Source organism: Burkholderia sp. HMSC10F09 (assembly GCF_001806955.1).
Classification (GTDB): Bacteria; Pseudomonadota; Gammaproteobacteria; order Burkholderiales; family Burkholderiaceae; genus Burkholderia; species Burkholderia multivorans.
Genome location: NZ_KV786722.1, coordinates 1 through 9,150 on the forward strand (window position 1 = coordinate 1; position 9,150 = coordinate 9,150).

The 9,150-nt window shown below is 69.0% G+C and carries 9 protein-coding genes; 3 read left to right on the top strand and 6 right to left on the bottom strand.

The window, feature by feature from the left end:
• The first annotated feature begins 187 nt into the window (after window positions 1-187).
• Entirely contained in the window at window positions 188-619 is a 432-nt protein-coding gene (gene cadR / locus HMPREF3115_RS15015) for a Cd(II)/Pb(II)-responsive transcriptional regulator (protein ID WP_006401446.1), read from the top strand.
• Window positions 620-687: 68 nt separating this feature from the next.
• On the top strand, window positions 688-1,260 hold the full coding sequence (locus tag HMPREF3115_RS15020; protein WP_006408113.1) for a PadR family transcriptional regulator: 573 nt from the start codon (window positions 688-690) through the stop codon (window positions 1,258-1,260).
• Window positions 1,261-1,288: 28 nt separating this feature from the next.
• Here the strand turns inward: HMPREF3115_RS15020 and HMPREF3115_RS15025 are convergent, their stop codons facing one another.
• The 4 genes from HMPREF3115_RS15025 to HMPREF3115_RS15040 all read right to left on the bottom strand — a co-directional run bounded on the left by HMPREF3115_RS15025 (window position 1,289) and on the right by HMPREF3115_RS15040 (window position 5,604).
• Window positions 1,289-2,719 (bottom strand): FAD-binding oxidoreductase, encoded by a 1,431-nt coding sequence (locus HMPREF3115_RS15025; protein WP_070554961.1) that lies wholly within the window; start codon window positions 2,717-2,719, stop codon window positions 1,289-1,291.
• 13 nt (window positions 2,720-2,732) lie between these two features.
• Window positions 2,733-3,521, bottom strand: coding sequence for an ABC transporter substrate-binding protein (locus tag HMPREF3115_RS15030; RefSeq protein WP_006408111.1), 789 nt, complete (start codon window positions 3,519-3,521; stop codon window positions 2,733-2,735).
• Between the two features lie 42 nt (window positions 3,522-3,563).
• On the bottom strand, window positions 3,564-4,718 hold the full coding sequence (locus tag HMPREF3115_RS15035) for a pyridoxal phosphate-dependent aminotransferase (protein WP_006408110.1): 1,155 nt from the start codon (window positions 4,716-4,718) through the stop codon (window positions 3,564-3,566).
• A 217-nt stretch (window positions 4,719-4,935) separates the two neighbouring features.
• Complete coding sequence (locus tag HMPREF3115_RS15040; protein WP_053296673.1) at window positions 4,936-5,604, bottom strand: TetR/AcrR family transcriptional regulator; 669 nt, start codon at window positions 5,602-5,604, stop codon at window positions 4,936-4,938.
• An 89-nt stretch (window positions 5,605-5,693) separates the two neighbouring features.
• Between HMPREF3115_RS15040 and HMPREF3115_RS15045 the strand changes: the two genes are divergently transcribed.
• Window positions 5,694-7,346 (top strand): acyl-CoA dehydrogenase family protein, encoded by a 1,653-nt coding sequence (locus HMPREF3115_RS15045; protein WP_070554963.1) that lies wholly within the window; start codon window positions 5,694-5,696, stop codon window positions 7,344-7,346.
• Window positions 7,347-7,563: 217 nt separating this feature from the next.
• Here the strand turns inward: HMPREF3115_RS15045 and HMPREF3115_RS15055 are convergent, their stop codons facing one another.
• Together HMPREF3115_RS15055 and HMPREF3115_RS15060 are read right to left on the bottom strand one after the other, a co-directional pair.
• Window positions 7,564-8,703 carry a branched-chain amino acid ABC transporter substrate-binding protein gene (locus tag HMPREF3115_RS15055; protein ID WP_006408106.1) on the bottom strand — a complete coding sequence of 380 codons (1,140 nt, stop codon included), beginning with the start codon at window positions 8,701-8,703 and terminating at the stop codon, window positions 7,564-7,566.
• An 84-nt stretch (window positions 8,704-8,787) separates the two neighbouring features.
• A partial coding sequence (locus HMPREF3115_RS15060) for a hypothetical protein (RefSeq protein ID WP_141751678.1) occupies window positions 8,788-9,150 on the bottom strand: 363 nt, incomplete at its 5' end.

Below are 9,150 nucleotides of genomic sequence, written 5' to 3' on the forward strand. Positions count from 1 at the left end.
TCGGCCGTGCGTTGCGCGGGCGCGCTGCGGGCCGGGCCGGTGCAGCACGCGCCGCTGCCGTCCGTGTCGTCGCGCGGCTCGCGCAGACGCTGGGCGTCGCTCATGACGTTCTCCTTTCAATGACTTGACGGTGTAGAGTTAACACCCTGTAGCCACTACAAGGTCAACCGTTGACCGGGAGAGCGACATGAAGATCGGCGAACTGGCCAAAGCGGCCCGCTGCACGCCGGAGACGATCCGCTTCTATGAGAAGGAGGGTCTGATGCCAGATGCGCAGCGTACCGACTCGAACTATCGCAACTACACCGACGTACACCTCGAGCGGCTGCGCTTCATCCGCAACTGCCGCGCGCTCGACATGGCGCACGACGAAATCCGCGCGCTCCTGCGCCTCACCGACACGCCGGGCGACCGCTGCGATTCAATCAATGCGCTGCTCGACGAACACATCGGACACGTCGACGCGCGCCTCGCGGAGCTCACGCATCTGCGCGATCAGCTCACCGAACTGCGGCGGCAATGCGTCGGCGAGCATTCGGTGGAAGACTGCGGGATCGTGCATGGGCTCGCGACGATGGAAACCGTCGCGCCGGCCGCGAAGCGCACGCATCTCGGCTGAAACCCTTGTCAAACCAGATAGTCGATCTGATACTAGTCATAATTTGACTAGATATATCGAGACTATTCATGCCCGCTGCCCGCCCGTCCCCGCTCGCGCTCGCCGTGCTGGCGATGCTGACCGAAGCACCGATGCATCCGTACGGGATGCTCCAGCAACTGAAGGCGCGTGGCTACGACGAAGTCGTCAACGTGCGACAGCGCACGAGTCTCTATCAGACGATCGAGCGGCTGCTGCGCGACGGGCTCATCGTCGTGCACGACACCGAGCGAGACGGGGCGTTTCCGGAGCGCACGCTGTACACGCTGACCGAAGCCGGGCACACGGCCGGGCAGGCGTGGCTGTACGCGCTGCTCGCGGAGCCGGTGCGCGAATTTCCGGCGTTCGGCGCGGGTCTCGCTTTCCTGCCGCTGCTCGACGCCGACGATGCGCGCCAGCAACTCGAGCGCCGCATTGCCGCGCTCGAAGCCGAGCGCGCGCGCGTCGAAGCGCTGCGCCACGCCGCGCAGGCCGATCAGGTGCCGCGCCTGTTCCTGCTGCACAACGAGCACGCGCTGGTGCTGCTCGATGCCGAGCTCGACTGGACGCGCAGCGTCGTCGAGCATCTGAAGATCGGTGCGCTGCGCTGGGTCGACGCCTGACGGGCGCCGCGCGCGCGGCCGTCGCCGCTCACAGCACCTTGCCGGGATTCAGGATGCCGCCGGGGTCGAGCGCGGCCTTCAACGTGCGCATCAGCGCGATTTCCGCGTCGCTGCGCGTGTGCGCGAGATAGTCGCGCTTCAGCACACCGATTCCGTGTTCCGCCGAGACCGAGCCGCCCATCTCGCGCACGATCGCGTAGGTGCGGCGATCGATTTCGTCGGCGTCCGCGTCGGTCGTCGCGGCGAGCGACACGCCGATATGCACGTTGCCGTCGCCGACATGGCCGAAGAACAGACACACGATATCGGGCCAGCGCGCGCGCAGCGCCGCGTCGCAACGTGCGGCGAATGCGCCGAGGTCTCCGGTCGGCAGACTGACGTCGAAATTCGCTAGATTCGGCAGCGCATCGATGGCGAGCCCCTCGCGCAGCGTCCACAAATCGCGCGCCTGCCGCTCCGACGTCGCGAGCACCGCATCGTCGGCAAGCCCGGCGTCGATCGCATCGGCGAGCGCCGTTTCGAGCGCGGCGCGCGCGTCGCGCCCCGGCGCGCTCGTTGCGCATTCGATCAGCACCGCAAAGCCGCCGTCGGCCGCGAACGGTGCCGCGACACCCGCCGTATGACGCGCGACGTAGTCGTAGAACGCGGGCCACATCGCTTCGAAGCTGACGAGTTCCGGCAACGTGCGCATCCGGTTCCACAGCGCGACGACCGCCTCGTAGTCGCGCACGCGGCACAGCGCCGTGGCCGGCGCGGCGAGCTTCGGATGCAGCCGCAGCACGGCGCGCGTGACGACGCCGAGCGTGCCCTCGCTGCCGATGAACAGCTGCTTGAGGTCGTAGCCCGCATTGTTCTTCAGCATCCGGTTCATCGACGAGACGACCGTGCCGTCCGCGAGCACCGCTTCGAGCCCGAGCACCTGCTCGCGCATCGTCCCGTAGCGGATCGCGCGCGTGCCGCCCGCATTGGTCGCGAGCATCCCGCCGATCTGGCACGAGCCGCGTGCGCCGAGATCGACGCCGAACGTGAAGCCGGCGGCATCGGCTGCTTCCTGCACGACCTGCAGCGGCGTGCCGGCGCGCACGGTGAGCGTGCCCGCCGCCGCGTCGAGCGCGTCGATGCCCGCAAAGCGCTCCATCGACAGCACGACTTCGCCGCCGAGCGCGACCGCGCCACGCGCGAGGCCGGTGAGCCCGCCCTGCGGCACGACGGGCTGCACAAGTCGCGTACAGAGCGCCAGCGCGCGCGACACCTCGTCGACGCTGCGCGGGCGCACCAGCGCACGCGGCCGCACGCCGGGCCGCTCGTTGTACGCGGTGAAGTAGCGCGGCTCGATGTCGGCCGCGCGCGTCACGCATGCGTCGCCGAGCTCGGCGACGAGCGCCGCTTCGAGCGCGGTATCCGACAGCCGCGCCGCGCACGGCGTGCCGCGCGCGGCGGCCGTATCCGGCATCGACATCGTGCGTTCCCGCTTACTTCGCCGAGATGTCGATGTCGCCGAAGTACTTGCGGCCGAGCGACTTCACGGTGCCGTCCGCCTTCAGCTTGTCGATCGCCGCGTCGAGCTTCGCCTTCAGCGCGTCGTCGCCCTTGCGCAAGCCGAACGCGATGCCGCTGCCGAGGATCCGGTCGTCGCGCACCGGCTGACCGACGAACGAGAAGCCCTTGCCGTCCGGACGCGACAGGAACCCGCGCTGGCCGGCCGGCGCGAGCACGAGCGTCGCATCGAGGCGGCCGGCGACGAGATCGGCATAGGCCTGGTTCTGATCCTGATACGCGACGATCGCGACGCCGGCCGGCTCCCAGTGCGCCTTCGCATAGGTTTCCTGAATCGACGCCTGCAGCACGCCGACGCGCTTGCCCTTCAGCGATTCGGGCGTCGGCAGCAGCCCGCTGCCGGTGCGCGCGATCAGCTGCGTCGGCACGCGGTAGATGATCGTCGTGAAGTCGATCGCCTGGCGGCGCTGCTCGGTCGCGTTCATCGCCGAGTTGATCGCGTCGAACTTGCGGCCCTTCAGCGCCGGAATCAGCCCGTCGAACGAGGTCTCGATCCATTTGCACGTCAGCTTCGCGGTTTCGCACACCGCATTGCCGACGTCGATGTCGAAGCCCTGCAGTTCGCCGTTCGGCGCTTTCGACTCGAACGGCGGATATTGCGCCTCGAGGCCGAAGCGCAGCGTCTGCGCGTCGGCGACGGCCGCGGCGGAACCGAGCGCGCATGCGAGCGCGATCGCCAGTTTCAGGGAGTGCGTGGGTTTCATCGTGATCTCCTGTTGTCGATTGCAGCGGCGGGGGCGCCGCGCCTACAGCGAACGCAAGCGCCGCGCGCCTTCGATCAGCGTCGCGTCGTCCTTCGAGAAACTGAGCCGGATCAGGCCCGCATCGGTGCCGTCGGTATAGAACGCCGACAGCGGAATCGTCGCGACGCGCGCATCGCGGATCAGCCGCAGCACGAAATCGCTGTCGCGCTCGTCCGAGAAATGCCGGAACCGCGCGAGCATGAAGAACGAACCCGCGCTCGGCAGCAGCTCGAACCGTGAATCGGCGAGCTCGCGCGCGAGCAGGTCGCGCTTGGCCTGATAGAACGCGGACAGCCCGAGGTAGCTGTCCGGGCGCGCGAGGATGTCGGCGAACGCGATCTGCATCGGCGTGTCGGCCGAGAACACCATGAACTGATGCACCTTGCGGATCTCGTCCATCAGCGCGGCCGGCGCGAGACAGTAGCCGACGCGCCAGCCCGTCACGTGAAACGACTTGCCGAACGACGACACGATCACGCTGCGCTCGGCCAGCTCGCGGTGCCGCGCCATGCTTTGATGCAGCGCGCCGTCGAACACGACGTGCTCGTACACCTCGTCGGACAGGATCACGATGTCGGTGCCGCGCGTGAGCTGCGCGAGCCGCGCGAGATCGTCGCCCGACAGCACGGTCGCGGTCGGGTTGTGCGGCGTGTTGACGACGATCATGCGCGTGCGCGGCGTGATCGCGGCCGCGACCTCGTCCCAGTTCACGCGGAAATCCTCGGGCGACAGCTTGATCGCGACCGGCGTCGCGCCCTGCATCCGCACGATCGGCGCGTAGCTGTCGAACGACGGCTCGAAATAGATGACCTCGTCGCCCGGATGCACGAGCGCGCTGATCGCCGCGTAGAGCCCTTCGCTCGCGCTCGCGATCACGGTGATCTCGGTGGCCGGATCGTAACGGGTGCCGTACAGCGTCTCGGTCTTCTCCGCGAGCCGCTCGCGCAGCGCCGCGACGCCGGCCATCGGCGCGTACTGGTTGTGGCCGTCGCGCATCGCGCGCGCGACGCCCTCGACGAGCGCCGGATCCGGCGCGAAATTCGGCGCGCCCTGCGACAGGTTCAGCGCGTCGTGCTGCGCGGCGAGCTGGCCGATCACGGTGAAGATCGTCGTGCCGACGTCGGGCAGTTTCGAACGGGGCGCAGTGGCGCTTCGCATGTCTCCTCCTCCTTCCGGTGTCTGTCGGGCCGGCCGCACGCTCGCGCGGCCTGCGCGTTCCGCATGATTTAGCCCGAGCCAATATCGGCGGACAACCGAAAGTTCGTCATGGCGGCCATGCATTTTGCTCATGGCGAACGAGGAAAACGGTTCAGCCGCCGGGCACACCGGCGGCGCCGGCATGCGCGTCGGGCATTGCCGGCTACGGACGGCGCGCTCAGGCGGGCAGCACGGCCAGATACGCGCGCAGCGCCGCGTGCAGCTCGCCGCGCAATGCGGCGGCGTCCCACGCGGGGCCGAGCGTCAGCAGCGCCTGCGAGATGCCGCCGTAGCAGATCGTATGCGCCATGCGCGCGACGGCATCGAGACGCGCAGCCGGCGGCGGGTCCGCCGTGCACGCGAGCGCGTCGCGCCACAGCGCGACATACGCGTCGTAATGCCGGCGATACGCGGCCAGCGACGATACCTGCCGTTCGAGTGCGAACAGCAGGCTCCATTGCGCCGCGTCGCCGGCAACCGCATCGACCTGCAGATCGACGAAAGCGGCGGCCAGCGCGGCGCGCGACTCGCCGCGCAGCGCGTGCGCCGCCTCGCGCAGCCGCTCGGCCAGCGCAAGCACGTGACGGTGGATGCAGAAGGCCGCGAGGCTCTGCTTGTCGCCGAAGTATTCGTAGAACGTGCCGACGCTGACGCCGGCCACCGCCGCGATCTCGCGGATCGTCGTCTTCGCGTAGCCGCGCTCGCGCAAAAGCTGAACGAACGCCTGCTGCAGCGCGTCCGAACTCGCGCGTGCGCGCGGCTGCCGCGGCCGGCGGCGCAGCACCGGCGCGGAAGGCGCCGCGGGCGAGCCGGACGGCGCGGGAACCTGAACATGTCGCGGCGGCATATTTGCTACCCTCGAATTCGAGACGAACGCGCTTCGTCGCGCGGCCCCACGCGGGTCGAACGCGCGGCCGCGCCGACAGGAGACATTCGATGAGCGAACCGACCCACGTCGTCACGAACCAGTTCGACGAACTGGTCGACTATAACCCGTTCGCGACCGACATCGCGCTGCGCGACGCGCTCGCGCGCGCCGGCGCGGACTGGGCCGTGCCGCAGCTCGACGCATACGGCGCGCGGCTCGGCAGCGCCGACACCGCGCGGCTCGCCGACGACGCGAATCGCCATACGCCGGAACTGAACGTGTTCGACCGGCGCGGCCGCCGGATCGACCGCGTCGAGTTCCATCCCGCGTGGCACGCGTTGCTCGGGCTGTACCGGAACGAAGGCTTCGTGTCGCTCGCGTTTCGCGATACGCGGCGCGGCCGCTGGGCCGCGACCGCCGCCGGCTTCTATCTGCACGGGCAGATCGAGGCCGGCACGCTGTGCCCGGCGACGATGACGCAGGCCGCGATTCCGGTGCTGCAGAAGGAGCCCGCGCTCTGGGAAGCGCTGCGCGACAAGCTGTACAGCGACGACTACGATGCGCGCGACGTGCCGATCGCCGACAAGCGCTCGATCTGGTTCGGCATGGGGATGACCGAGAAACAGGGCGGCTCGGACGTGCGCGCGAACACGACGCGCGCGACACCGGCCGGCGCGGGCGGACGCGGCGGCGAATACCGGCTGCGCGGCCACAAGTGGTTCTTCTCGGCGCCGATGTGCGACGCGCACCTCGTCGTCGCGCGCACCGAAGCCGGCAGCCCGTCGTGCTTCTACGTGCCGCGCTGGCGGCCGGACGGCACGAAGAACGCGGTCGAGATCCAGCGTCTGAAGAACAAGGTCGGCAACCGCAGCAATTCGAGCAGCGAGATCGAGCTCGACGACGCGTGGGGCATCATGCTCGGCGACGAAGGGCGCGGGATCCCGACCATCATCGACATGGCGACCTACACGCGGCTCAACTGCGTGCTCGGCAGCGCGGCGATGCTGCGCCAGGGCGTCGTGCAGGCGATCGCGTACACGCGCCAGCGCCACGCGTTCGGCCGCGCGCTCGCCGAGCAGCCGCTGATGCGCACGGTGCTCGCCGATCTCGCGCTCGAAAGCGAAGCCGCGCTCGTGCTCGCGATGCGGCTCGCCGATGCGTTCGAGCACGACGACTCGCCGCGCGAGCGCGCATGGAAGCGGATCGTCACGCCGGCCGCGAAATTCTGGGTCTGCAAGCGCGCGGTCGAGCTGACCGGCGAGGTCATGGAAGTGTTCGGCGGCAACGGCTACGTCGACGACGGCCCGATCGCGCGGCTGTTCCGCGAGGCGCCCGTCAATTCGATCTGGGAAGGCTCGGGCAACGTGATGTGCCTCGATGTGCTGCGCGCGGTGTCGCGCGAGCCCGATTCGGCTGCCGCGCTGTTCGCCGAACTGAGCGAGCTCGGCGCCGGCGAACCGCGGATCCGCGCGGCGCTCGACGCGCTGCGCGCGATGCTCGCCGCGCCGGCCGACACGCTCGAGGCGTCGGCGCGCCTGTTCGCCCAGCGGCTCGCGCTGACGGCCCAGGCCTGCCTGCTGCGACGCGATGCGCCGGCGGCCGTGTCGGATGCGTTCATCGCGACGCGGCTCGGCGAAGCGTCGTGGGGACGCGTGGCCGGCGCGTTCGACCCGCATGCGATCGACGTCGGCGCGCTGCTCGAGCGCGCGTATCCGCAGTGACGGCGCGCCCGATTCGCGAATTCGCGCGCGTGTCGCCGGTACCGGTCGATGCAGCGATACGGCGCTCGACGAAGTCAAGTCGCCGCCCCATCGCTCGACCGCCGAAAAACAAAACCCGCCGCGAGCGCTCGACGCTCGCGACGGGTTCCGAATGCCGGACCGGCGCCGCGGGATCCCGCGGCCCGGCCGTCATGCTGCTGTAGCTACACCGTGCGGCTTACTTGCCGCCGATGCTCTTCAGCGGCTTCCACTCGCCCTTCTCGACCTTGTACATCGTGATGCCGCCGTTCTTCAGGTCGCCCTTCGCGTCGTACGCGACATGCGTCGACGTGACGCCGGCCATGTCGGTCTTCGCGAGCACCGGCAGGTACTTCGCCGGATCCGTCGAATCGGCCTTCTTCATCGCGTTCAGCATCGCCATCGCGCCGTCGTACGAGTACGGCGAGTAGGTCTGCACGTCTTCGCCGAAGCGCTTCTTGTACTTCTCCGCATACGCCTTGCCGCCGGGCATCTCGTCGAGCGGCAGACCGGCCAGCGACGCGATCGTGCCTTCCGCCGCGTTGCCCGCGATCTTCAGGAACGTCGGCGTCTTCACCATTTCGCCGCTCATCAGCGGCGCCGTGATGCCGAGCGCCTTCATCTGCTTGACCATCGGCGCTGCCTGCGAATCCGCGCCGCCGTAGTAGATCAGGTCCGGCTTCGCGGCCTTCAGCTTCGTCAGGATCGCCTTGAAGTCGACGGCCTTGTCGTTCGTGAACTCGCGGTCGACGATCGTCGCGCCGCCGGCCTTCGCGGCCTTCTCGAACTGGTCGGCGAGACCCTGGCCGTACGCGGTGCGATCGTCGACGATCGCGATGCGCTTCATGCCGAGATCTTTCGATGCGAACGTGCCCGCCACCGAACCCTGCTGCGTGTCGGACGTCATCATCCGGAACGTCGTCTTGTAGCCCTGCTGCGTGTATTCCGGCGCCGTCGCCATCGCGATTTCCGGAATGCCCGCGTTCGCATAGATGCGCGAAGCCGGGATCGTCGTGCCCGAGTTGAAGTGGCCGAGCATGCCCTTGATGCCGTCGTCGACGAGCTTCTGCGCGACCGTCGTGCCGGTGCGCGGGTCAGCCTGGTCGTCCGCCGTTTCGAGCACGAACTTGACCGGCTTGCCGCCGATCTTCGGGTTCGTCGCGTTGAAATCCTCCAGCGCGAGCACGATCCCGTTCTGCATATCCTTGCCGTAGTGCGCCTGCGCGCCCGTCATCGGCCCTGCGTAACCGATTTTCACGTCGTCCGCGTGAGCCGTCCCCGCCAGCGACATGACAGCGACGAACGTCGCGCCTGCCAGCTTTTTCATCGTGTGTTGCATAGCATCTCCTAGGTACCAGGGTAAGTGGAGCGGCTTCGGGATCGCCTTGCCGCTTCCATTGTTTGAGCCGAGCGGCAAGGATGGTCAGCCGATCGTCATCAAATTCGCATTGCCGCCCGCCGCGGCCGTATTCACGCTGACCGAGCGCTCGGTCAACAGCCGCTCGAGCGCGTAGTCCTCCGCGTCGCCGTGCTCGAACGCGCCCGCGGACACGCCCTGCACCGACACGATCGGGCCCGGCCGCTGCGCGACTTCCTTCACGAGCGTCAGCAGTTCGTCGCTGTCGCCTTCGAACAGCACCGCGTCGAACGCCGCGTCGGCCTGCTTGCGCACCGTCGCATGCGCCTTCAGCGAGGCGGGCAGCGCGGCGACCAGCGCCTCGCCGGCCGCGCCCGAGAACAGCGCGCGGTTGCCGGTCGCGAGCACCGCCGCGAGCTGCGCGCGTGC